Source organism: Jannaschia seohaensis (assembly GCF_900116765.1).
GTDB lineage: Bacteria > Pseudomonadota > Alphaproteobacteria > Rhodobacterales > Rhodobacteraceae > Jannaschia > Jannaschia seohaensis.
Genome location: NZ_UETC01000003.1, coordinates 137,496 through 162,929, shown reverse-complemented (window position 1 = coordinate 162,929; position 25,434 = coordinate 137,496). Strand labels below are relative to the sequence as shown.

Annotated in this window: 18 protein-coding genes; 15 read left to right on the top strand and 3 right to left on the bottom strand. The window is 67.4% G+C overall.

Translation table 11 applies throughout. The annotated features are described in order from the left end of the window. Positions 1–527 precede the first annotated feature (527 nt). The 13 genes from DTQ71_RS08675 to DTQ71_RS08605 all read left to right on the top strand — a co-directional run bounded on the left by DTQ71_RS08675 (position 528) and on the right by DTQ71_RS08605 (position 17,515). Positions 528–1,052 (top strand): P-loop nucleotide/nucleoside kinase family protein, encoded by a 525-nt coding sequence (locus tag DTQ71_RS08675; RefSeq protein ID WP_109563904.1) that lies wholly within the window; start codon positions 528–530, stop codon positions 1,050–1,052. Between the two features lie 1,839 nt (positions 1,053–2,891). Then, positions 2,892–6,653: a CHRD domain-containing protein gene (locus DTQ71_RS24590; protein ID WP_109563901.1), complete on the top strand. Its 3,762-nt coding sequence runs from the start codon at positions 2,892–2,894 to the stop codon at positions 6,651–6,653. 791 nt (positions 6,654–7,444) lie between these two features. Further along, a complete protein-coding gene (locus tag DTQ71_RS08655) occupies positions 7,445–7,675 on the top strand; it encodes a Flp family type IVb pilin (protein WP_109563900.1) in 231 nt (76 codons plus the stop codon). Between the two features lie 78 nt (positions 7,676–7,753). Continuing rightward, on the top strand, positions 7,754–8,560 hold the full coding sequence (gene cpaB, locus DTQ71_RS08650; RefSeq protein WP_109563899.1) for a Flp pilus assembly protein CpaB: 807 nt from the start codon (positions 7,754–7,756) through the stop codon (positions 8,558–8,560). Positions 8,561–8,586: 26 nt separating this feature from the next. Next, positions 8,587–10,176, top strand: a complete 1,590-nt coding sequence (locus DTQ71_RS08645) for a pilus assembly protein TadG-related protein (RefSeq protein ID WP_109563898.1) — start codon at positions 8,587–8,589, stop codon at positions 10,174–10,176. 10 nt (positions 10,177–10,186) lie between these two features. Then, positions 10,187–10,693 (top strand): TadE/TadG family type IV pilus assembly protein, encoded by a 507-nt coding sequence (locus tag DTQ71_RS08640; protein WP_109563897.1) that lies wholly within the window; start codon positions 10,187–10,189, stop codon positions 10,691–10,693. Then, complete coding sequence (locus tag DTQ71_RS08635) at positions 10,690–11,409, top strand: TadE/TadG family type IV pilus assembly protein (RefSeq protein WP_109563896.1); 720 nt, start codon at positions 10,690–10,692, stop codon at positions 11,407–11,409. Before DTQ71_RS08640 ends, DTQ71_RS08635 begins: the two co-directional genes overlap by 4 nt. Positions 11,410–11,429: 20 nt before the next feature. Then, positions 11,430–12,641, top strand: a complete 1,212-nt coding sequence (locus DTQ71_RS08630; protein WP_170125370.1) for a CpaE/TadZ family protein — start codon at positions 11,430–11,432, stop codon at positions 12,639–12,641. Positions 12,642–12,651: 10 nt separating this feature from the next. Then, positions 12,652–14,052, top strand: a complete 1,401-nt coding sequence (locus DTQ71_RS08625) for a TadA family conjugal transfer-associated ATPase (RefSeq protein WP_109563894.1) — start codon at positions 12,652–12,654, stop codon at positions 14,050–14,052. Further along, positions 14,052–15,041, top strand: a complete 990-nt coding sequence (locus DTQ71_RS08620; RefSeq protein ID WP_109563893.1) for a type II secretion system F family protein — start codon at positions 14,052–14,054, stop codon at positions 15,039–15,041. Before DTQ71_RS08625 ends, DTQ71_RS08620 begins: the two co-directional genes overlap by 1 nt. A gap of 13 nt (positions 15,042–15,054) precedes the next feature. Further along, positions 15,055–16,053 (top strand): type II secretion system F family protein, encoded by a 999-nt coding sequence (locus DTQ71_RS08615; RefSeq protein WP_109563892.1) that lies wholly within the window; start codon positions 15,055–15,057, stop codon positions 16,051–16,053. A gap of 176 nt (positions 16,054–16,229) precedes the next feature. Then, entirely contained in the window at positions 16,230–17,051 is an 822-nt protein-coding gene (locus DTQ71_RS08610; protein ID WP_109563891.1) for a response regulator transcription factor, read from the top strand. After that, positions 17,048–17,515, top strand: a complete 468-nt coding sequence (locus DTQ71_RS08605; protein ID WP_109563890.1) for a prepilin peptidase — start codon at positions 17,048–17,050, stop codon at positions 17,513–17,515. The genes DTQ71_RS08610 and DTQ71_RS08605 overlap by 4 nt, the downstream gene beginning before the upstream one ends. Positions 17,516–18,084: 569 nt before the next feature. Here the strand turns inward: DTQ71_RS08605 and DTQ71_RS08600 are convergent. Then, positions 18,085–20,523 (bottom strand): calcium-binding protein, encoded by a 2,439-nt coding sequence (locus DTQ71_RS08600; RefSeq protein WP_109563889.1) that lies wholly within the window; start codon positions 20,521–20,523, stop codon positions 18,085–18,087. Between the two features lie 152 nt (positions 20,524–20,675). Beyond that, positions 20,676–21,317, bottom strand: a complete 642-nt coding sequence (locus tag DTQ71_RS08595) for a response regulator (RefSeq protein WP_109563888.1) — start codon at positions 21,315–21,317, stop codon at positions 20,676–20,678. A 56-nt stretch (positions 21,318–21,373) separates the two neighbouring features. On the opposite strand from DTQ71_RS08595, the gene DTQ71_RS08590 reads away from it, so the two are divergent. After that, complete coding sequence (locus DTQ71_RS08590) at positions 21,374–23,458, top strand: sensor histidine kinase (protein ID WP_146204828.1); 2,085 nt, start codon at positions 21,374–21,376, stop codon at positions 23,456–23,458. A gap of 48 nt (positions 23,459–23,506) precedes the next feature. Here DTQ71_RS08590 and DTQ71_RS08585 read toward each other — a convergent pair whose 3' ends face one another. Beyond that, complete coding sequence (locus DTQ71_RS08585; RefSeq protein ID WP_109564179.1) at positions 23,507–24,466, bottom strand: LysR family transcriptional regulator; 960 nt, start codon at positions 24,464–24,466, stop codon at positions 23,507–23,509. A 158-nt stretch (positions 24,467–24,624) separates the two neighbouring features. On the opposite strand from DTQ71_RS08585, the gene DTQ71_RS08580 reads away from it, so the two are divergent. Next, positions 24,625–25,398, top strand: coding sequence for a transporter substrate-binding domain-containing protein (locus DTQ71_RS08580; protein ID WP_109564178.1), 774 nt, complete (start codon positions 24,625–24,627; stop codon positions 25,396–25,398). Positions 25,399–25,434: the final 36 nt, after the last annotated feature.

Genomic DNA, 25,434 nt, shown 5'->3' with positions numbered 1-25,434 from the left:
AGAGCACCGGGCTGGCACGTCCGAGCGCAGCGATCAGCTCGACCCCAAGCGAGCCGGCCAGGGCCAAGTCGTTCAGGAAAAACAGGATTTCGGTGAGGCAGAACGCCCGGACCGGAAAAGCGGCTGACGGAAGACGACGCGAAGGGAAAGGCGGGCGGCCTGTCTCGACCGGGGATAGAGGCACCCTGCATGACGCGGTGATGGTCGTGCATTCGTATGTGCTCGACCGCCGCCGGCTGCGGCCGGTGCCGCGCGGGCGCGGTTGCCTTCACGATCGGACCCGATGTTGGCGCCGCCGATCGACATGGCTGGAGGCGCGCCGGAACCCTGCGCGGACATGAGAGCCCCCGCCCCGACCGTTCCGCGACAGGCGCGGTCGCGCCACGGGCCGCGGGATCCCTCCCGTCGCTGGGGTGCCCCGCGCCATCCGGGCGACAGGATCGCGGGTCTTGTCCAAGCCGCCGAAAGGTGCCCCAGAGACGACACGGGCCGGCGACAGGTCCGGCGAATGACAGGAGAGCGCATCGATGCCGAACGCACAGCCAGTGCTGCACATCCTCTGCGGCAAGATCGCCTCGGGCAAGTCGACGCTGGCGGCCCAACTCGGCGCGGCCCCTGGAGCCGTCCTCATCTCGGAGGACGCATGGCTCGACGCCCTCTTCGCAGACGCGCTTCAGTCTCTCGACGACTATGTGAGATGCAGCGGCAAGCTTCGGCGCGTTATGCAGCCGCATGTGGCGGCGCTGCTGGAGACGGGCCTGTCCGTCGTCCTCGACTTCGCCGCGAACACGCCGGGCCAGCGCCGATGGCTGAGGACGCTGGCGGCGACGCCCGGCGTGGCTCACAGACTGCATTTTCTGGACATGTCGGACGACGCATGTCTTGCCCGGCTGCGCGCCCGCAACGCCTTGGGCGCGCACCCTTTCACGGTTAGCGACGCCCAGTTCCATGAATTCAACCGCCACTTCACGCCACCCACGGCGGAGGAAGGCTTCACCGTCCTCCACTACGGCGATGGCCGCGACGTCCGGCCCTGGGATCCGGCCAGATGACGGCGGCGCCGCGCCGCCCGTTCGTCGTCGGAACCGTCGATATTGCTACCCGCGTTCAGAGCTACGCCTTTCTTTCCCCAGCTCGGCTTGACGCAAGCCATGCAGTCCATAAGCGACGACACCCATGACGTGCCCGGCCAGGGCGCGATGTCGGACCAAGACCGGTCCCGCGCCGACCGGGGCCTTCGGCTCCTCACGCCAACCCGATGCGACCGCCGACGGCCCGCCCATGGCGGAGCGAGCTCGGACGCGCATCACCCTCTGCCCACGCGGGAGCGACCGATGCCCTCTCGTTTTCCCGCGCTATTGACCCAATCAGCGCTTGCGTTCGGCGTCCTCGGCTGTCGCCCGGTCAAGATCCGCGGGATCTGGCAGTTGGAACGCCACCGCCGGGTTCTGATAAATTCAGAGTACGGTCTCTCGGTCTATGGCGGCGCGGGCACGCCTCGGATGGACCGGAAGGCGCTGCCCCCAAGGGACGGGCGCGCTCCGATCGCAGCCGGTCCTGGCGCGACCGTCGAACAGGCCGCCGTCACCGGTGCGTTGGAGACCGCCACCGGCGAGGCGCGGCGCTCTCGCCCCACCTCAGGCCGCCCCCAGGAGGACGTCCGACCCAATCGGGCGATAGACGCTCATGACCGGGGGCGTCGCGGTGCGTCGACTGCGCGGGGAGGACGGCGAGGGCGACCGCCGCCCGGATGGCCCTCCACCAGCGCTGCGAGGAGGAGCCCCGATCGCCGACAATGGCATTGCCACGCCCCAAGCCCCTCACCGCCACACGTCGCTCTGGCGCCGCGCGCAGCTTGACCGCCCGGCCGGGCATCGAGCGGATGGGAGAGCATCCGTCCCGGCCGGTCGGAAGCGGCCACCGCCATGCAACCGTAGCAGCCGCGCGAGCGGCCAAGCGCGTTCAGGCGAGTGCCCCCTTCCGCTGGCCGCCTTGTAAGGGAGCCGGATGTCGCTGCGGTCCATGCAGACCTCCTCGGGTTCGGACCCTGCGCCGCCATCCCAAAGGCCTTCGAACGCCCGCGCCCATCGCCCTACCTTCGACCATCGGATGCGCAGCTTCGACGCTCGCCACGACGGGCCAAAGCGATCCGGGAGGGTGCGCCATTTCGCATCGTTCCGTAGTCGCCTGACGAGCCCCCTCGGCGACCGTCCTTTCATCGCGCAGCGGACGGCCCGTCCCAAACCGCGCCACGTCCAGGGCAGCCTTGAACGCGACCCGCTCCTCATCGCTCAACTCCAACGCGCCACTCGAATCCAGCCCCCGGTTCAGTGCCCAGACAAGACATGGTCGGGCATGTACGAAATCATTCGGATCGGAGGCGGGCTGAGCCGGAGGGGCCGGCTGGCCACCGCGTTGCGGATCCTGCCGCGACCGGTTCATCCGTGGCTCTATCCCGGAATCGCGCGGAACAGATACCGCCTGGGCCGGGCGGATCTGTCCGCCTTGTCGAACGAACGCCTCCGCCGGAGATTGATGACCTCACGACGCCGCGCGACCGGGCTGCCGATCTCCGCGTTTCACGATCCGCGCCGGCCCGAACGCTCCGGCTGAGACCTGCCCTTGCCATAAGCGGCGGGCGGGACGGACGCGGCCTCCGGTGCCCCGCGATCGGTAGGAACCGCCCCTCCCCGCGCGAGGGAGACGAGGGGTTACCGCGCCCCCCAGCGACCAGCGCAGAGGGCGACCCCGGGGCGGCACAACCCAGTGCCACGAGGGCCGCGCCACAGGCTGTCGGCCGGTGGCGGCCGCTTGATCCGCATCCTTGATACTCATCAAAGACAGGCATCGATCTTGGGCTAATCGGAAGGCCGAACGACTGAGGTTTGAGAATGACTTACCAGCTATTCCCCATTGCCGGCGCGACCCGCACACAAGCGGAGACGATCTCCGATCAGCGCGATCCGGTCATCGCCTCCCTGGCCGATGGCGGCGCCGTCGTCGTCTGGGTCAACCAGCCCGATGCGGACGACAGCTCGACCCATGAGTTGCTGGCGCAGCGCTACGATGCCGCAGGAAATTCCGTCGGCGCGCTTGAGACGATCTACAGCTCGTCCTCCAGCCGCAGCAGCAGCATCAACCCCGTCGTCACGGGGCTCGAGGACGGCGGCTATGCGATCGCCTGGCGGGATGCCGAGGCCGCGAATATGCGCGTCCGCACCTTCGATGCCGCGGGCCAAGACCTGTCGGATCGGATCCTGGCCCTGCCCGACCGCCAGATCTCCGAGACGCAGAGCGTCGAGGTCAACGGCCTCGCCGGCGGATATGGCGGCTCGACGATCACCGCGCTCGAAGGTGGCGGGTTCGCCGTCACCTGGGAAGCCGGCTATAGCGGCATCCTGGCGCAGTATATCGGCGCGCAGACTCTCTACAGCGCCATTTTCGGCGCCCAGGGCAACCTCACGACGGCCCCCTTCCAGGTGAGTCCGTGGATCGGGACGGGCTCCTATTCTTACGACCGCTGGAACGGAGTCTACGACTCGACCGGGCTTGCGGACGGGACCTATGCGATCGTCACCCGAATCGGCGAGACGACGGATGGCAATGACAGCGGCTTTCCCTCGGTCGGGATCCAGATCAGGGGACCGGAGGGCGCCCTTCTGCGCGATGCCTATCTCGTCTCGTCGGCCCCCGATGAGCCGATGGGCAGCCCGGCCGTCGCGACGCTCCGGGACGGCAGCTTCGTGGTCGCCTGGAACTCCTCCACCGAGACCCTCTGGCGCCGGTTCGACGCCGACGGGACGCCGCAGGGCGGCGATGTCTCCCTGGGGGCGCTCTATGACCGGCCGAGCGTGTCCGCCGTCGAGGATGGCGGCTTCCTGATCGGGCTTCGCTCGAAATCGGGCTACAACCCGTCCTTCGAGTCCTATGCCTTTCGGTTCGACGAAACGGGGGCGCAGGTCGGCGAGCGGTTGCAGATGCACACGCGGGGCGACTTCGAGATCAACTACATTCAGGTCACGCCTGAATTCGTGTCGCTCGGAGATGGCTCCCTACTGGCGCTGTGGAGCGGTCACGCGAGTTGGAACGGAGACGACGCGGATGTTCTGATCCGCCGGTTCATGGCCGAGCGGATCGGCACCGAGGCCGGCGACACGCTGACCGCAGCCGAGACCTCCACCGCCCTCTTCGGGCGCGAAGGGGACGACAGCCTGACCGGATCGGGGGCGAATGACGTGCTGTTCGGTGACGCCGGAGCCGACACGCTGCGCGGCCGCGGCGGGGACGACACCATCGCCGGCGGGGCGGACGGTGACGACATCTCCGGGGATGACGGCAACGACCTGCTCGACGGGGCGGAAGGCGACGACACCGTCTCCGGCGGCGCGGGGGACGATACCGTCACGGTCGGGTCCGGAGACGATGTCGTCTCGGGCGGGGACGGCACCGACCTCCTGGTGGTCGGCGCCCCAAGCGTAGCCCTTGTCGTGCGCGGTCCGGAGGATCGCCTCGTGCTGACCACCGAGGCCGGCACCATCACCACCTCGGGCTTCGAGACCTTCGAGTTCAGCGATGAGACGACACTCGATCTCCCCACGCTCCTCGCGCTGCGCAACCAGACGATCCGCGGCACGTCCGGCGCCGACGACCTGACCGGCGGCTATGGCGACGATCTGATCGAAGGATTGCAGGGTGACGACCTGCTCGCCGGAGCCGAGGGCAACGACACGCTGATCAGCGGATCGGGAAACAACACCCTCCTCGGCGGCGCCGGCGACGATGTCCTGCGGATCGAGGGGAGCGGATTGCGCGTCATCGACAGCGCAACGGTGAACCCGCTCACCCAGCCGCTTGCATTGGGGCGGGATTGGAGCCTCCTGGAGACGCCCGACATCGAGAATGCCACGACCCGCCCCCATCAGACGCTTGAGATCACGGGCTCCGGCGACCGGGAGGAGGCGTTCACCTTCCAGGCGAAGGCCGGGCAGACCTGGGTCTTCGACATCGACGGGGCCAGCTTCGACACGTATCTCACCCTGCTCCGTGCCGACGGGACGGCCATCACCTGGGATGACGACAGCGCCACCGGCTTGGGCGGCGCGGGTTCGACCTCCGGGCGGGATTCTTTCATCGAGCACCAGTTCGATGCCGATGGCACCTACACCATCTCGCTGAGCGCCTATGGCGGCAGTGTTTTGTCCGAGACCTCGACCGCGACGTTGAACATCAGCGTGGAGGGCGGCTTCGGACCCGAGTTCACCGTCGATGGGGCTAACACGGCCGATGGCGGGGCGGGCGACGACCGACTGATCGGGGGGAGCGGGAATGACACCCTGACCGGCGGGGACGGTGTCGACGTCGCTGTGCTGGCGGCCGATAGCCGGGCCATCGCGGTGGCCGCGGCCGAGGGCGGCCTGTTGGTGACCTCCGCCGCGGGGGCCGACTTCATCGCAGACGACATAGAAACCATCGCCTTCGACGACCGCACGCTGAGCTACGCGGATCTCGACGCGCAAGTCGGGTCGGCGGCGAACCGCGTGTTCCAGTTCACACTCGATGGCACCCAGCCCACGACGCCGACCGGCTCGGCGGGAAGCGGGGTCGGCTATGCCGTCTTCGACGCCGTGGCCGGCACGCTCAGCTATAGCGTGACGGTCGCGAGTCTCGCCAACATCACCAACGCGCATATCCATGCCGGCGCGCGCGGCGTCGATGGCGGCGTGGTCTTCGGCTTCCTGAGCGACGACGATCTGTCCGCGACCTTCAATCGCGACGGATCGGTCACGGCGACCGGCATCTGGGACGGCGCCGAGGGGATCGAAGCCTTCCTGCCCGCGCTCGCCCAAAGCGCGCCGGGCAGCGATCTAGACCTCTATGTCAACATCCACACCGCCGCCTTCCCCGGAGGCGAGATCCGCGGGCAGCTCGTCTCCTCCGCCGACGATACGGCGAACGCGATCACCGGCACGGGCGCCAACGAGACCCTCGACGGGCTTGGCGGCGACGACGTCCTGCTTGGCGGCGGGGGCGATGACCTGATCCGGGGCGGCGCCGGGAACGACACGATGACCGGCGGCCCCGGGGCCGATACGGTCGAGGGCGGCGCGGGCGACGATGTCTACATCGTCGATGACAGCGCCGACCGGATTGTCGAGACGGCGGGCGAAGGGTTCGACGAGGTGCGGACGACCGTCGATCTTTCCATCGGCGGCGCCTCCATCGAGAGGCTTTCGGCCGCCGGCCCGAACGGCGTCCGGCTGACCGGAAACGGTGAGGCGAACGAGCTGGTCGGACATGACGGCCGCGACACCCTGATCGGCGCGGGCGGATACGACACGATGACCGGGGGCGCGGGGGACGATTTCTTCGTCCTGCTCGGGTCGAGTTCGACCATCGAGGTGACCGACTTCGCGCGCGGCGACAAGCTCGTCCTCGACGATCGACTGCTGGGGCTTGGCGACGGCAGTATCGACATCCGCGCCCTCGCGCCAGAGGTCGCTCTGGGGCTGCTGCTGGACGGGACCGCCGGGTTCGCGCCGCGCACCGGCACGCTGCTGCTCGATTTGGATGGCAGCGGTCCGGAGGGTTTGCAGCCCGTCGTCACCCTCGGCCCCGATGCCAGCCTCGGGATCGACGATATCCTGATCTTCTAGGCGTCAGAGACGGCCCCGGGGGACAGCCACCCGGGAGGTTCGGCGCCGCCGAAGACTGGCGCGGGTGCGTCTCCAGAAGCCGCACCCCGCTCCGAGGGAGGATAGGAGGCGACCGGGCCGAGCAGGCGCCGTCCGGCCGCGCTCCGGCCGCGCGTCGACTCTCTCCCAACGCGCAGGTCCGGAGCCCGGCCCGCGCCAAGCCCCGCATCATCGGCGCAGGTCGATCCTTTCCAGGGGTCGCGGCGGTCGGGAGCCCCGCGCGTCTGAAAAGCGCGCGTCTGCGATGGCTCTCGGCTCAGGCGGGTCATGGCGCCGGACGCGCGCACCCGACCGGCATTTCTCGGCCTTGGGCCGGAGCACCGTGCCGCCAGCCCTCCGGCCCGGTCGCAATCGACCGCGCCCCCCGTCTCGCCTGGGCGGGGCGCTCGATCTTCACGAATCGCATGGACCAGAGCCCCGCCCTTCGGACCGGCCGGCTCCAGCCCTTTGCGTCCATTATCCCGAAGTTTCGGGCCACAGCGGCGGGCCTGGGCGGGCGAATCGGAGCACCGTTCGGCGATTCGCTCGCAGGGGCGTTCAGGGTCACCAAACGGCGAACCGTGGTGCGTACCAGCGGAGACCGGAGGAAAATACAACCCTGGGGTGTATTTCTAATACGTGCGGACGATGCGCGGCCCCGACGGCCCGGCCTAATCTGAATGCGTTCCTCGACGACGAGGCGACGCCAGACGCTCCGCACGAGGGGGGCGGCAACCCATCCGTCAAGATGACGGAAAGATTGGAGTAATGAGATGAAGAACCTGTTCACGCGCCTGATCAGCAACGAGCGCGGCCTCACCCTTCCCGAGTACGGCATCGGCTTGGCCCTGGCCATCGGCGTCGGCGTCGTCGCCCTGGGCGGTCTGGGCGATGAGATCACCGAGGCGATGACCGGTGCGGGCAACGCGATGCCCTGCGGATCCGAGAGCACGACAACCGGCGAGGGTGACGCCGCAGTCACGACGACCACGATCACCTGCTGACCAGACCGATCAGAGACAGGACCGCGCGGCGGCAGATGCCGCGCGATCCAAAGCTTCCACCGAACCCGGAGATCGACCATGCGCGTAGCCTCCCTTCTCACGGCCCTGACCGGCCTCGCCGTCGCCGGAGGCACAACCTATCTCGCGCGCGACTACCTGACTCCGGCCCCGGTCGAAGCGACTCGAGAAGCCGCGCCGGAGACCGTGCCGGTGATCGTCGCCAAGGCAGATATTGGCTTCGGCCAGGCGATCGAGGCGCATATGCTCAACATCATCGAGTGGCCCGCCGACGCGGCGCCCGCCGCCACCTTCACGAGCTTCGACCAACTGCTGCCCAGCGACGGCCAGGGACTGCGCCGCGCCAAGCGGCCCTTCAGCCAGGGCGACATCATCCTGGCCCCCAAAGTCTCGGACTTCGGTGAGAAGGTTACCATCACCCAGACGCTGGACCCGTCGCGCCGCGCCATGGCGCTGACCGTCAACGCGCAGACCTCGGCGGGCGGCTTCGTCACGCCGGGCGACTTCGTCGACATCGTGCTGACCCGTGGCGGCGGCGGCGGCCTGACCACCCACACGATCATGCAGAACGTCCGCGTCATCGCCGTCGACCAGATGTCCGACGAGAACAACGACAACCCGATGGTCGCCCGCACCGTCACCGTCGACGTGTCGCCCGACGAGGCGCAGCGCCTGTCGCTGGCCCAAAGCGCGGGACGGCTCAGCCTGACGCTGCGCTCCTTCGAGGAGACGGAGGACGCCCAGGAACTGGAAGCGGTCAGCCTGGTCGACCTGCTCGACGGCCCGGTCGTCGACTCCGAGGGCGAGCGGCAGAAGCGCGTCCGCATCCGCCGCGGCACCGAACTCTCCGACACGATCCTCAACTGAACCCGCGGACCCGGAGGCAGAGACCCATGACCCGCCGCCCCTTCCCCCGCCTGACGCGCGACGCGCGTGGCTCGATCCTGCCGATGGTGGGCGTGCTGCTGGGGTTGTTCTGCGGGCTCATGGCGCTGACCTTCGATACCGGCCGCCTGGGCGTCACCCATTCCGAATTGCAGGGCTATGCCGATCACGTCGCGCTGGCCGCCGCCGGAGAGCTCGACCTGAGGCCCGACTCGATCGACCGCGCGACCGCTGCGGCCGCGGCGATGGTGTCGGACTACAGCACCTATGGCGACGGCGGCCGCGACTTCGAGACCGGCGATTACACGCTGACCTTCTACAGCACCCTGCCCGCCTCCGACACCGACGCGGTCACCGCCACCACGACGGATCCGACGCGCGCCCGCTATGTCGGCGTCCAACTGGACGTTTTCGATGCGGGCTTCTCCTTCGGCCGCGCCTTCACGCAGCTCACCGGACAGGCGGACCTCAACACGTTCACCAGCGCGGGCGCGGTGGCGGGGATGACGCAATATGCTTGCGACATCACCCCGCTGATGTTCTGCATTCCCGCAGCCGATCCGGTGACGGGCGCGCTGTGGCGGGCGGATGACAATATCGGCCAGATGATCCACCTGCGCGACACCGGCAACGAGGCCTGGGGCCCGGGTAATTTCGGCTTCCTGGCCTCCGACGACATCATCTTCGACGACGAAGGCCCGTGCGCCGAGGAGAACAGCGTCGCAGGCGAGATGCGCTGCATGGTCGGCGCGCGCGAAGGCGTCACCCAGTGCTTCGCGCAGAACGGCGTCAATAGCGAGCCGGGCCAAAATGTCGGCATCTTCGACTACGCCTTCAACACGCGCTTCGACATGTATCAGGGCGCGATGAGCCAGAAGCGCAACGATCCCGCCTATGCCCCCGCGCCGAACGTGGTCAAGGGCGTGATCTCCGGCACCGGCAACCAGTGCATCGGCAATAACACGGACCCGTCCAACGCGGCCAAGCTCCCCTGGGACAACTGCCTCATCACCGGCAGCTGCGACTTCGATCTCGACGGGCTGGCCGATCCCTACGGCGACGGCACCTGGAACGACGCGGCCTATGTCGCCCAGAACCACGGTCTCGTCGATCCGCGCGATACGTACGGTTTCGATCCCTTGGACCCCAAAGAGGGCAAGTATATCGGCACCCGCTGGGAGATGTATGTCGCCGAGACGAAGATGAACGAGGCGCACGCCCTCGCCGTCGCCCAGGCGCAGCAGAACGGCACGACCGCGCCCCTGACCGGCTCGCCGCTGATCGACGGTCTTTTGCAGGAGACGGTGCAGGGCCAGTGCTCCGCCAATGTCGCGCCGGAGCCGGAGCGCCGGGTGATCTATGTCGCCGCCGTCAACTGCGATCCCGATGCCGGCGGAACCGAGATCGTCGGACGGACGAACGACGTGCCCGTGCACGACTACGTCAAGATCTTCCTGACCGAGCCGGTGTCCTCCTCGGCCACCACGCCGCGGGTCCTGTCGATCTATGGCGAGGTGCTGGGCTCGGCCGGCGGCAGCGGTGGCGGCACCGGCTCGGTCGGCGGCACCTACCGCGATGTCGTGCAGCTTTACCGGTGAGGGGGGACGGATGAAGATCGCATCTCTCCTGGCCCGCCTGCGCCGCGACGAGCGCGGCCTCGCCCTGGCCGAGTTCGCACTGAGCCTGCCGCTGCTGATGCTGGTGCTCGCCGTGACCATCGAGGGCGGGCGGATGTTCTACTCCTACCAGGCCGCGATCCAGGGCGTGCGCGATGCCAGCCGCTATGTCGGCCGGGTCGTGCCCAGCGACCTGTGCTCCTCCGGCGGGTCCATCGACAGTTTCGTCACGGGCGAAGACCTCGAAGGCCGCCTCAGCGCGCAGGCCAATGCCGCCGGGGCGTTCCCGCCCGCCATCACCATCACCGATGTCGTGCTGGACAGCCGCTGCGAGGGCGTCGCGGGCGATTACCGGGTCTCGCCCGCCCCGATCGCGATCGTGACCGCGACGCTGCGCATTGAGTTTCCCTTCTCCGGCGTCATGCGCTTCGCCACCGGCAATCCAGCCGGGGCGATCACGACGCAGATCACCGACGAAGCACGGATTTTCGGATCATGACCCGGCGCGCGCCCCTCTCCCTGCTCGGCTGCGAGCGCGGTACGACCATGGTCGAGCTTGCCCTGGCGATCCCGCTGTTCCTGCTGCTGATGCTGGGCGCGATCGACTTCGCGCGCTTCTATTATCACTTCTCCGCCAGCGAGAAGGCCCTGGCCGTGGCCGCCCGCACCGCGAGCGTTCGCCCGGCGATCTGCCCGAACGTGCCGACATCGAACGCCCGGGCCGATCTCTCGAACCTGCCGGGCGGCTTCACCGCCGACCTGCCGGATTTCGGCCAGGGTTGCGCTGGAACCGTGTTCGACGACACCGGCACGGTGATCCCAGGGGCGACGATCTGCGACTTCGATCCGGGCAATGACTACGACCCGAGCGGCACGCCCGGGCCGATCACCTGCACCCTGGCCGAGCTTGGTGGCTCGACAGCCACCGCCGACGAGATCTGGGGCCGCTTGCAGGCCTCGGTGCCGACCACGACCACGCGCGCCAACGTGCAGGTCAGCTACGCCTTCGACCCGGCCTTGAACTTCCTCGGCGGCCCCTTCGTGCCCGAGGTGTCGGTGACGCTGACCGGGGTCGATTTCGAATTTATCACGCCCGTCGGCGCCCTTGCCTCAATGGCGGGCGCGACGGTCGGCGCCTTCGATCAGTCGCCGCCGTTCCCAGCGCTGCGCGCGGTGGTGACCGGCGAAGACCTGGCCGCGGGGAACGACGGATGACCCAGATTGGGAGAGGAATGATGCACAACAAGATCGCCGTGTTTTCAAGCGACGACCTGCGGATCGCCTCCGTCAAGAAGTCGCTCCGGCGAACCCCGTCCATGCGGGTCGAGGCGCATCGCGAGTCCCTGGCCGGCCTCAACGGCTCTGCCGCCTTGCTGGCCGAGAACGTCGATCTGATCGTGATCGAAGCCGGCCACAACCCCGACGAAGAGCTCGCCGCGCTCACCGAGTTCCGCCGCAAGATCGGCACCGAGCGCGCCATTCTGGCGCTGGCCGACGAGGCGCTGTCGCTGCGCCAGGCCCGGCAGTTCCGCGAGGCCGGCGTCGACGAGATCCTGCCCGACAGCGCGACCCCGGAAGAGCTTGGAGAGCGCATCGAATGGCTGACCCGTGGCCAGCAATATCCCGTCCCGGCCCTGCGCGTGCCGGACCCGCGCCAGGGGCGGGTGATCGCCTTCGCCCAGGCCCGGGGCGGGCTGGGCACGACGACGCTGGCCGTCAACGTCGCCACGCGGCTGCTGGATCCGAGAGGGCTCATCAAGCGGACGGCGAGCCACAAGGTCGCGCTGCTCGACCTCGACCTGCAATATGGCGGCGTTGCCAGCCTGCTCGATGTCGAGCCCTCGGACGCGCTCTATCGCATGGCGGCCCAGGGGACGGTGCCCACGGCTGCGGAGGTCGAGGATGCCCTGATCCGGCACCCCAGCGGGCTCGATGTGCTGACCGCGCCCAAAACGCTCTGCCCGCTCGAAGCGCTGGAGCGCGGACAGGTGGGCACGATCATCGAGGCGCTGCGGGACAGCCATGACTTCGTGATCGTGGATCTACCCCGGGCGCTTTGCGACTGGACCTCGGCGGTGATGGACCGGGTCGACCGGCTGCTGCTGATGACCGACACCACGGTGCCGACCGTGCGCCAGGCGCGCCGGGTGATCGACATCCTCACCGAGGACGCGCTCAATGTCGATGTCCAGCTCGTGGTGTCGCGCGAATTCAAGCCGATGATCCAACGACGCCACCACAAGGTCGCGCAGGAAGTGCTGGAGCGGAAATTCGCACATTGGCTTCCCGAAGACCCGAAGTCCTGCCGCAGCGCCTCGGACCGGGGCGTGCCGATCCACCAGATCAGCCGGCGTTCGCCGCTGTCCCGCGCGATCGACGGGATCGCGCGCCAACTCATCGAAGATGTCGGAACGCGGCCGCGCGCCGCCGACCCGGCCCAAAAGTAAGGAAGAAGAGATGTTCAAGTCGTTCTCCAGGGACAGGGCCTCGGCGACGCAGAACGTCGTCGCGATGCATGCGGTTGGCGATCGCGCGCCCGAGATGGCCGAGATCGCCGCCAATCAGCCATCGCGTGAGGACATCGCGCTGTCCCGCCATCTCGCTCTCAAGAGCGAACTGCACGAGGCGCTGCTCGACCGGCTCAACCTCTCCGTGATCGACAAGGTCGAACCGGAGGAGTTGCGCCGCGAAGTCGCCGGCCTCGTGAATGAAACGCTCTCGGAAAAGGGCACCCAGATGGCGGCCGAGCCGTTCCGGGCCTTGGTCGACGAGCTGATCGACGAGGTTCTGGGCTTCGGCCCGCTCGAGCCGCTCCTGGCGGACCCGACCATCAACGACATTCTCGTGAACGGGCACGAGAACATCTATGTCGAGCGCGCCGGCGTCCTGGAGCGCATGCCCGCCCGCTTCTCGGACGAGCGCCATCTGCTGCGGATCATCGACAAGATCGTCTCCCGCGTGGGGCGGCGCGTCGACGAGAGCCAGCCTTGGGTCGATGCCCGTCTGGAGGATGGCAGCCGCGTCAACGCCATCATCCGGCCCTGCGCCATCGACGGACCGACCGTCTCGATCCGCAAATTCTCCAAGCAGCCCTACACGATGGATCGCCTGGTCGAGCGCGGCTCGCTCAACGCGAAGGCGGCCAAGCTCTTGCGGGCCATAGTCGAAGCGCGGCTCAACGTGCTGATCTCGGGCGGCACCGGCTCGGGCAAGACGACCATGCTTAACGCCATGTCCTCCTTCATCGGCGACAGCGAGCGGATCGTCACCATCGAGGACGCGGCGGAATTGCAGATGCAGCAGTCCCACGTCGTCCGGCTGGAGACCCGGCCCGCCAGCCCGAACGGCACCGGCGCCGTCCACCAGCGCGATCTCGTGCGCAACGCGCTCCGGATGCGGCCGGACCGCATCATCGTGGGCGAGGTGCGCGGCGCCGAGACCTTCGACATGCTTCAGGCCATGAACACCGGCCATGACGGCTCGATGACCACGGTCCACGCCAACACCGCGCGCGACGCGCTCGGCCGTCTGGAGCAGATGGTGACGATGATGGGCGTCGACTTCCCGATGCAGGCGGTGCGGGCGCAGATCGCCTCCGGTCTGCACCTGGTGCTTCAACTGTCGCGGCTGTCGGATGGCTCGCGCCGGGTGATGTCGATCTCCGAGATCACCGGCATGGAGGGCAACGTCATCACCATGCAGGACATCTTCGTCTTCCGCCGATCGGGCAAGACCGGCGACGGTAAGATCCTGGGCGAGTTCCGCGCGACCGGCATCCGGCCACGCTGCTTCGACGCTCTGGTCGCCGCCGGCGTCGATATCGATGAGGACATGTTCATGGATACCGGGAGGCCGTGATGCTCGAGGATCTCCTGGGCGGGCTCGACGGCGTCATCACGCCCGACAACTACGCCATTTTCGCCGGCGTCTTCCTGGGCCTTCTGCTCTTCGTCACGGGCCTCATGCAGCTGATTCAGCGCGGCGAAACCAATGAAGAGGCGAAGAACCGCAGGATGCGGATGATCGTCGAAGGCAAGCGCGCGCCGGAGCTGCTGGCGGTGCTCAAACCCGAGATCAAGCAACGCGCTTTTCTGGGGCTGCCCTTCCTGTCCACCTTGCCGCGCGACCTCAACCAGGCGGGCATGATCGTGAAGCCTGGGCGCTTCCTGTCCTTCTGCCTGCTCTCGGCGGCGGCGGCGACGGTGATCGCTATGGGGTTCGTCAGCATCGAAAGGGCGGTCCTGATCGGCATCGCGCTGGGACTTGCGCTGCCCATCGCCTATGTGCGCCGTAAGCGGAACAAGCGGCTGGAGGCACTGATTACACAGCTGCCCGACGCGCTCGACCTGATGTCGCGCGGCCTGTCGGTCGGCCATCCGCTCAACACGACCATCGGCAGCGTGGCCAAGGACATGCCGGACCCGATCGGAACGGAGTTCGGAATCATCTTCGACCAGGTCAGCTTCGGCGACGATCTGACGGATGCCGTGCAGGACTTCGCGGATCGCCTCGATCTGGAGGACGTGCACTATCTGTCCGCCTCGATCGGGATCCAGCACGGCACCGGCGGCGACCTCGCGCGGGTGACCAAGCTCCTCGGGGAGACGATCCGCAACCGCATCGCCATGCGCCGCCGCATCCACGCGATCTCTTCGGAGGGGCGCATGACGGCGAAGTTCCTGTCGGGCCTGCCCGTCGGCATCTTCGCCTTCTCGATGCTGACCATGCCGGACCATTTCGGCGGCGTGATGGACAGCGAGCTGTTCCCGATCTTCGCGGGCATCGTCATCGCCCTGACGGTCATCAATTACTTGGTGCTGCGCCACCTCGTGAACTTCCGCATCTGAGGAGGACGCCATCATGGACGAGATCTTCGAACTGTTCTCGCAGAACACCGGCCTCGACCCGCAGATCATGGTGTTCGCCGCGATCGGGCTGGGGGCCGGGCTCGCCTTCTACGGCATCGTCAGCGCCGTCACCCAGGTCGATCCGGGCACCGCGCGGCTGCTGCAGACCCGCGACGCACGCCGCCAGCGCCGGGAGGACAAGGGGCTGCTGCTCGAACGTGTCGAGACCTCCAAGGGCGTCTTGCGGACCTTTGTGCCGAAGAACCCCGGCGAGCTGACGAAGCTGAAGATCAAGCTGATCCAGGCGGGCTACCGGCGCGAGAGCGCGGTGCGGTTCTATGTGCTCGCGCGGATCGCGCTCGGGCTCGGCCTGCCCTTGGCCTTCGTGGCGCTGCTGGGTGTCGCGGCGCTCCCGAACACGATTTTGCCCCCTGGGGTGAACGCGCGGCTGGCGGGGCTGGGCCAGACGGAGATCCTTGCGATGCTCGGGATGCTGACCTTCGTCGGCTTCCTGCTGCCCGCGCGCCATGTCGAGGGCCGCGCGCTCGAGACCCGGACGCGGATCATGGAGAGCTTTCCGAACGCGCTGGATCTGCTGCAAATCTCGGTCGAGGCCGGGCTCGGACTCGACGCCGCGATGACGCGGGTGGGCAACGAACTCGCCGCCGTCTGCCCGGAATTGTCGGCCGAGTTCTTGACCGTGCAGCGCCAGATCCAGGCCGGCCGGCCGCGCGATGTGGCCATGCGCGAGATGGCGGCGCGCTGCGGCGTCGATACGGTGTCGAGCTTCGTCAAGGTCGTGCAGCAGTCGCTGCAATTCGGCACACCGCTGACCGAGGCGCTGCATGTCTACGCGAGCGAGATGCGTCTCTACCGAGAGCTCGCCGCGCAGGAAATGGCCAATAAGCTGCCGGTCAAAATGTCGATCGCGCTGGCGAGTTTCATGCTGCCCGCTCTGATCCTGATGACCGTGGGGCCGACCGTGATCCGGTGGCTCACCTATACCGGCTGACCCGGCTTTGGGGCCGATCTGCGGCACAAAACGCAACACTCTGTGGCCAAAAGGTGTCTTCTCACAAATGCCATTTTGTTGTTAACTGACATTAACAAAATACTAATATTTGAGAATCGAGCAGCCTAGTCCGTCGTGTGTTTGCGACGCGTATTGAGTTTTGGAGGCTGTCTGAATTGTTCGACGAGTTTGATACCGCTTGGCGGCAAGACGAGAGCGCACTGCGCGTCGCGCTCGAGAATTGGTACGAGGCCATGGATGGGGCGTTGCCGCTCCGGCGGGCGCTTGAGGCGCTGACGGAGGCTTTTGGCGCAGATGCCGCCGCCGTGTCGCGCTATGCGCAGGGACGGGGCCGGCCGCATCTCGTCGTCCATGACCGCAGGCCGCCCGGCGCCGCCGTGCCCGGCCTGGCCCGCGCCTACACCCATTGTGTCCTTGGTGAGTTCGCGCGGCGGGCGCGGCCGGGCTCGGTCTGGCAATCCTCCATGGTCTCCGACCTGGATCCGGCGCTGACCGTCTTTCAGAAGCGGCGGGCCATGCGCGAACTCCTCGTCTGCCCGCTGGGAGGCCGCGGCGGTTCGGACGACTACCTCGAGCTGCATTTCGATCACCCCGTCTCCGGCCCCGATCTCGGCCGGATCACGATGGCCGCCGTCACGTTGCACCGGGCCTGGCAGGCCGCGGAGGGACGGCAGTTTTTCGACCGGGTCGTCGATGCCGGACCGGGTGTCGGACCGGAAGAAGGGGTGGACCTGCTGGCTTGTGACAATCCCGCGCGCCTGAGCCGGGCCGAATTCCGCGTCTGCCTGCTGCTCAGCCGCGGTCTGAGCAACACCGCCGTCCGGGGCGAACTCAAGATCGCCAACACGACCCTGCGCGCGCATCTCCGGAGCATCTACTGCAAGACGGGCGTCGAAAATAAGGCGGAGCTCGTCTTCCGCTTGCTGTCGGCACAGCAGGGTGGAACTCCGGTCGCGGCCTTCCGGTCCTCGGCATGAGCATCACGCTCTGGCCGATGCTGCTGTTGGCGCCGGTGCTGCTGCTGGTGATTCATAGCGATCTCGCCCGGCTGACCATTTCCAACCGTCTCGTGCTGGCGGCGCTCGCGCTCGCCGTGCTGACCCTACCCGTGCTCGCCCCTGGTGAACTGACGGCGCGGCTGGTGGCGGCGCTGGCGGTGTTCGCAATTCTGCTGCTTCTCTTCGCGCGCGGCCTGATGGGCGGGGGCGATGTCAAGATGCTACCGGCGGTGGTGCTGTTCGTGCCGCCGGAGCATTGGTCGCTCTTTGCGCTTCTCTTCTCGGGGGCGCTGCTGCTCGGCGTGGCGGGCGTGTCCGCGGCGCGCGCGGCGGCGGGCGGGGCGACCGGCTGGGAGGCCTTGGATACGCCGGGCGCCTTCCCGATGGGGGTCTCGATCGGCCTGTCCGGCCTGGCCCTCCCGGCTGTCGCAGCCCTTCTCTGAACGTCGCCGGACGCCTGGACCCGCCCGGCCCGTCGCTGTCCCAGAACCTGATGCATTGATCCTTCGAAGCGCGCGCCGGAATGCGTCCCCGTTAGGGCGCGGCGCACGGAGCCCTACCCAGGCTGGGCGCTGCCGGTCCGCCCCAAGGCGTGCCGAGCCCCGGCGGGACCGATTGAAGGCCGGATCATACCTAGGTCGGTGAAAAGGATTGAGAGACGCGTCCGTCGCCGCTCGGGCGGCACATGGAACGTCCCCCCGATTGACGAAACGAAGGCCCGGCGATGTCTCGACGTGGAATTGCCATTCGCTGCACTGCGAGGGCCTGCTCCGAAGCAGGACCAGTCGGCCGCCGCATTGAAATCGGCAATCTACCCGCCACGCGTTGCGATCTCGCCCGGTAGAATAGCATGGAACTTGCGCCCCCACCCCCATCAGTGTCCGTTCCAGCCCGCACATCGACATTGCCGCATCGCAAGCGCGGTTCGGCCTCTCGGCGCGGCCGCCTCCGGCTTGACGCGTCGAGGCCGGAGACCCGCGTCCCCGGCCCGGAAAGTTGGACCTGATGAGTGTCAGACGAAGATGTCGGCGCTGATCGACAGGGCTGTCTCGAAGGTGGCCACATGCAGCGGCAGGGAGGGCGCGCCGCTGGCTTGCTCGATATCCAGGAACATCCGGCCCTGGGCGTCGATGGTCGTGCGCTCGGCCAGGAAGGCGGCGTCATAGTCGTTGCCCGCCGCGCTGCGGATCAGGAGCCGATCGCCCTCGGCGGCATTGAAGTCGGTGACCGTGTCGGCGCCGCCCTCGCTGAGGAGGAACATGAACGTATCCGCCCCCTCCCCGCCCGTCAGCACGTCCAGACCGGAGCCGCCCGTTATCTTGTCGTTCCCTTCGCGCCCGTCGATGACATCGTTGCCCGCCTTGCCGTCGATGAATTCCATGTGGCCCGTGCCGGTCAGGATGTCATCGCCTTCGGTCGCGATGCGCGTCTGGTCGATCTCGCTCCAATGGATGGTGCGGTCGTGGAACTCCAGCATGTCGACCCCCGACATCTGGGTGATGCCATCGGCGCCGGTGACAGCGACGTAGGGGGTCGGGCCTTTGAAGCTTCCGATCCCGATATAGGTGAGAACGATGGAGTAGTCGGAGGAGGCGCCATCGAACTCGATCACGTCACGGCTCCCGCCATAGTCGCTGATCCGGTCGTTGCCGCTGCTGGCGACATAGGCGTCGTCGCCGTTGCCATTGTCGTAGATCCGGTCGTTGCCGCTGCCGCCATCGATCCGGTCGGACCCGGCGCCGCCATGGATCACGTCATTGCCCGCGCCGCCGAACACCAGATCGTTGCCGCCATCGGCCCGGAACACGTCATCGCCCGTGCCGCCATAGAGGAAGTCGGCCTGCGCGGTGCCCGAGAGCGCGTCGGCGCCAGCCGTGCCGATATGGTGGGCCTCGACCGTCACATCGTCGAACTGGAGGACATCGATGCCCTGGAGATAGTCGGTCTCGCCGCCCTTCGAGACGTGGAGCTGATCGCCAACCGTCACGAGCGTGTGGTCCGCGAGCTTGCCCTCGAACAGAACCCGGTCGTTGGTGCCGCCCGCATCGACGATCCGGTCGTTGCCCGCGCCGCCGATATAGCCGTCATCGCCGGTGCCGCCATAGAGCTGGTCGTTGCCGGCGCCGCCCTTGAGGATGTCGTTGCCCGCGCCGCCATAGAGCCGGTCGTCTCCGCCATGCCCGACCAGGACGTCGTTGCCGTCCTCGCCCGAAATCGTGTCGCGGCCCTCGGTGCCCTTGATGTAGTCGTCGCCATCCGTGGGCGCGGCGGGGGCCTTGCGCAGATCCTGCTCGGTGCTGTCGGCGATCTCGGTGTAGACGTTCTCCAGCGTCTCCAGAGCCTGCCCGCCATAGCCGAAGCCCAGATCCTCCAGGATCATGTTCTCCACATGGAAGTCGAGATAGGCGTCCAGCGTCGCCCGGCCCGCATTGGTGGAGAGATCCCAGGACACGGTCCCGTCATAGCCCTCGAGGAACGCGAAGGTCTTGTCGTTCATGGGCAACCAGAAGGTCGGCGCGGCGTCATAGGGCGAGTTCCAGACGGACTTGGTGTAGGTCACGCTGGTCCCGGTGAGGCCGGTGGAGAAATGGATTTCGGACATCGCTTCATGGAGGGCGGCATGCGCGAAGGCCTCGTAGCCGTCGGCGCTGACCTTGGCGGTGACCGCGTTATCGTAGCTGACCAGTTCCTTCTTCGTGTAGGTGACGGTCTTGTAGCCGACGAGATGGGTGCCGAAGATGCCGAGGTTCCAATAGACCGGCTCCTGGTAGGAGGCCTCGACGCTCGCGTAATTGGCCTCCCGCGACATATCCAGCCTCACATCGATGTCGAGGTTCTCCACCAGATGCGTCCGCAGATCCCCCAGCCGCGCCGCCGCGTCCGTGATGTTCTGCTGGACATCGCCCTCGCGGTGGCCGCCCTCTTCGACGGTCTGCGCAACCAGCAGGCGCGTGGCGGTGGCGTAGGTCAGCGTGCCGACGGCGGCGGCGATGGCTTCGGGCGTGGCGGCGGCATCGCCCAGGATGTCGCCGGCGAGTTCATAGGCCGACCCGAAGGCAAGCGAGCTCTCCGAGACCAGGTCGGCGGCGACATCGGTGCGGTTGTCGTAGTTCGAGACACGCGACAGGACGCTGTAGACCTCGCCCCGCACCACGGCCAAGGCCGTCGCGTCGATATTGGTGCTCAGGTCGCGGCCCTGAAGTTCGACCGTCTGAGCCAGCGTGTCCACGTCGTCCATCAGATCGACGATGCTGGCTTCGACCCGGCCGAGCGTCGTCTCGATCCCGTCGAGCCGCTGGTTGACCCCGTCAAAGGCGGCTTCCTGGTCGAACTCGGGGTCGAAGAACCCGGCGAAGCCGCCCTCGATGGTGCCGTCCTTGATCCAGCCCTGCAGGATGTCGCCCAGAGTTGCCAGACCGCTGACGACGCCGATTGCTGTCACGATACCCATTTGCCTTGCTCCTTCGATCCATCGTTCTCGCCCGTCTGGCGCAATGCCTTGGGCTGATGACGACAGACCTACCGGCGCGGGGCGGTGGGCCGTTATGAGGGAGATCCCTCAATCGGAGGGCCGAGGAGAAAAAGGCCGCGACGGCGCCGCCTTCAGAGCTGGGCGGAACTGTCCAGCAGCCCTTCCTTGAGGGCATAGGCCAGCAGCTGGCCCACGGAATGCACGCCGAGCTTCGCCATCAGCCGGGTGCGATGGTTGTCGACCGTCTTGGCGCTGATCGACAGCCGCTCCGCGATCGCCGCGTTGGAGCAGCCTTCGGCGATCAGATGCAGGACTTGACGCTCGCGCTGACTAAGCTCGGCCACGGCCTCGGCGTTCTGGATGCGTCGCAGAACGTCCTTCGAGACATAGCCCTCGCCTTGCAGCAGCAGCGCGAAGCCGGTCGCCATTTCCTCGGGCGGACAAGTCTTGAGGAAGAGCCCGTCGACCCCCGCCGCGATCCAGTCGCTCAGCGAACCGGCGGCGTTGAACCCGGTGACCACCGCGATCCGCGTCTCCGGCGTCCAGCGGCGGACCTCGCCGAAGACTTCCATGCCGCGCGACAGCGGCATCCCGGCATCGAGGAGGAGGAGATCGGGGCGCTGTTCCTTGGCCAGCGCGATCGCCTCCAATCCGTTCTCGGCCTCCCCGACGACGACAACGTCGTCCAATCCCGCCAGAATGTTTTTCATCCCGGTGCGAACGAGTGCATGATCGTCGGCGATCACAACACGGCGAACCTGCGATGTCGGCATCGTCCCCAAACTCCTGGCGGCTCTGGGCCTTACCTCTCCTGGTTGGCCTGACCTTGGTGCTATTTCAAGCACTGAGCGACGGCGACGATGATAAGGACGACGATGACGACGAGGAGTGGGCCGCGCAGATCCTGGACAGGCGGGCCCCGGCCTGGATCGGTGTCGCACCCGGCGACGAGATCGAAAATCTGTTCGGCGCCATGGTGCGGCTCGACGATGCCGACGGCACCTGCCCGGTGGAACACGGGAAGCCGCTGTTGGCAGACCCGACACCGGACCCCGGCAGTTGGGCGTGCGGCTGGCTGACCAATACCGGGGCGGAGACCGGGATCTGGCGCATCGATTTCGGCGACACCTTCGGAACCGGCTATCTGTTCGAAACCCGGCGCAACGCTCGGACGGTCCCCGTTCTGGGCGGCTCCGCTCGTTCCGCCACGGCGGACAGCCGCCCCGAAGCCAGCCCAGCGGCGTTTCGGCGCGTGGCGTCCCTGCCAATCCCGATTGCACCGGGTGAGACCGTCGAAATCCGGGCGCGGATCGACACCCCCACAGACATCGAGGATGCCGATCCGGCTTGGCGCCCAGAACTGGCCTTCGATGCAGCCGTGCGCGCCAGAGCCGACGGCTTCGGCGTGATACTCGGGGCCTCGGCGCTGCTGATCGCGTTCCTGGCGGCCTTCGGCCGGCTGCTCGGAGCGGCGCCAGCCCAGCGATATGCCGTCTATTTCACGGCCGCGACCCTGGCGGCCGCCTCTGCCGAAGGCTACCTCGCCCCGCTCTTCGCCGGCGTCCCGCCCATCGGGCCGCTCCTGGTCGACAAGCTCCTGGAGGCAGGTCAGGTCGCGGCGCATCTGACCTTTGTGGCCGCCTTCCTCGCCGGCGCTCTGCCTGGGCACCAGGCGCCAAGATGGCTGCACCGGCTGGCCGTGGCGAGTTTCGTGGCCCTTACGGCGGCGGTCGGGCTGAGCTATGCCCAAGGCGGGATCGAGGCCGCCATGCGCTATCACGATCTCGGGTTCGAATTGGATCCACTGCTCGAAGACCCGGCCACCAGCCTGCCCAGACTGATCGCGGCCTCCGTGTCGGTGCTTTGGTATGCGTCCGTTCTCTGGGCCGCCGGCTTGCTGTTGCGCCATCGAAAGGAGGGTGCCGTTCTCTTCGCCCTCGGCGCGCTCATCCTGGTCGGCGCGCTTGCGGGGAGCAGCTTCCTGGATCTCCTGTTCGACGATCTGGACGATGACAATCTGACCTTGCGCTATGCGCTCCTGGCCGATGCCCTGCTCTTCGCGGCCGCCATGGTGCGCCAGTCCTTCGGGCTCCGCGATCAGCGCGACGCCGCTCTGCAAGGCGAATTGGCCGCGATACGCGAGAAGGTGCGCCTGGACGAGACCCTGCGCGATGCAAGGCGCGACCTGAGCTTCGCACGGGGCCTGGCCGAAAGCCGCCGCGAGCGGCTGGCGCTCACGGGGCACGATTTGCGCCAGCCGCTGACCTCGTTGGGCCTCGCGGCCGATGCCGCCGACCGGAGCGATCCGGTCCTGGCCGAAACGCTGAGAACCGGCATCGCCTATCTGAAGTCCGTCCTCGATCAGGCGGTGGAGGACACGCGGCCGGAAAGCGCCGGCGCGGGCGATGGCGCCCCGGCCCCCGACGGGCCAAGACCCGAGCCCGACCCCGAAGACCTGCCCCTTCAACTCGTCTTTACGAATGCGCAACGCATGTTCGGCACCGAAGCCGCCGAGAAGGCGCTGGCCTTCGACGTGACCCCGACAGACCTGGTGGTGCAGGTCCATCCGGTGGCTCTGATCCGGATGGTGTCGAACCTCGTGTCCAACGCGATCAAATACACGCCCTCCGGGCGGATCGCGCTGGCCGCAATAGCCGCCGAAGAGGGGGCCATCATCGAGGTCTCGGACACGGGGCCCGGCCTGAGCGAGACCGAGATAGCGCAGGTGATGCAGACCTACCGGCGCGGCGCCGATGTCGACGGGATCGAAGGCGAAGGGCTGGGCCTGTCCAGCGTGCAGGAAAACGCGCGCTCTCTGGGGTTGCGGTTCAGTCTGCACCGAAACGAGGAGGGCGGTCTGACCGCGCGGATTTCCGGCATCCCGCTTGCGCCGGCCGGCGGGTCCGCGCCTTGATGTCGCGATCGGAAGCCCTCCGACTGCGACGCCGCGACCGTCCGCGCGTCATCCCCCATAGGTGCGGTCTTCGATGCTGATCGCAGACAGATCGGTCTGAACTTGCGAAAGAAAGGCGCGCTCCGCCTCCGTGAACCGGCGGGCCGGGTTGCTGATGAGGTGAATGGAAATGCGGGGCAGTTCCGTGTAGGGAGGCACCTGACGGATCCGGCCGGCCGCGACGTCCTGCTGCGCGACATGGACCGGCAAGGCGCCGATGCCGATCCCGGCCATGATCATCCGGCGGATCTCGTTGAGACTGGAGGACACGCCGCGCCATTGCGGCGAGAGCTTCATCCGGGTCCGCAGCCGGGAGATCGCTTCGAGCGGCCCGCCGGGCGTCTCGGTCTGAAAGGCGACGAAGGGCTCGCCTTCGAGATCTGCGGTCGAAACCCTCTCGGCATGAAACAAGCGATGCCTCGGTCCGCAGTAGAGCCCAAAAAATTCGCGATAGAGTTCCAGCCGGTCGAGTTTCTGGGGTGGCGTCGAAAGCAGGCAGATGCCGAAACTGGCGCGGTTGAGGGTGACGATGCTCTCAACCTCATCGCTCTCGTGCACGGCGAAGGAGTAGGTGACGCCAGGATGCGCGGCCGAAAACCGGTGCAGCACATCGTCGAAATGCGAAGAGATCACGGAACTGGTCACCGCGATCGACAGATGCCCGCGCAGCTCCGCCACCTCCTCGTTGAGAACGGTGGGCAATTGCGAGACCGTCCCGAAAATGCTGGTGCATTCGGCATAAAGCCTTTGTCCGGCAAGGGTTACAGCGAACTCGTTCGGCTTTCGGACGACGAGACGCTTGCCGACCGCCGTCTCCAGCCGCTTGAGCGCGGCCGAAACCGTGGGCTGCTTGAGCCCCAGGGCCAGCGCCGCTTTCGAGATGCCGCGCTGCTCCACCACGACCAGGAAGGTGCGGAGCAGGTTCCAGTCGAGGTTCCAGGGAAAGCGCGCGCTATCGGGAGGCTGCATCCATTTCATCTATATTTATGATCTTGATTATTTATTTGCGCGATACCGGCGCAGATGCAAGGCTTTTGGAGCGAAACGGAATCAAACCGCACATGGCCGCGGGCCACATCCAGACCAAGAGCGCCGCGCCCCCGCGAATTCCCGACACGGAGAAAGAAATGACCTCACGCCGCATTGTCCTGAAATCCACCGTCATTGCCGCCGCCCTCGCCGCCACCGGGCTGGCGGCTGGCGCGGACGAACTGGAAACGCTCAAGGAAGAGGGCGTGATCCGCATCGCCATGTCCGGCGCCTACCCGCCCTTCAACTTCGTCAACGACCAGAACGAGGTGGTGGGCTTCGATCCGGCGATCGGCGCCGAGATCGCCAAGCGCATGGGGCTCGAGGCGGAAATCGTCACCACCGCGTGGGACGGTATCATCGGCGGCCTGCTGGCCAACAAATACGACGCCATCGTCGGCTCCATGACGATCACCGAGGAGCGCGACCAGGTCGTCGATTTCGTCGGCCCCTACTATTCCGACAAGCGCGCGATCTTCACCCAGCCCGGCTCCGGTATCACCAGCCTGGAGGATCTCGAGGACGTCAAGGTCGGCCTGACGCTGGGCGAGACCCACGAGGCTTGGGCTCGCGATCGGGGCTATGACATCAATACCTACAAGGGCCTGCCGGAGCTTCTGCTGGAGTTGGAGAACGGCCGGGTCGACGCGATCGTGAACGACTCGATCGCCGCCATTCTCGCCATGGGCGCGAAGGATCAGGAATTCGAAATGTTCGCCGATCCGACGACTGAGCCCTTCGGCGCGGGCATCGCGATCCGCGAGGGCAATCCGGACCTCGCCGCGGCGATGCAGGCGGCGCTCGACTCGATGATGGAAGACGGCACCTATCTCGCCATCGCCGAGGAGTGGATCGGCGCCGACATCCGGTGACGTGACCACTCCGCAAGGAAACCGCGCCCCGTCCGG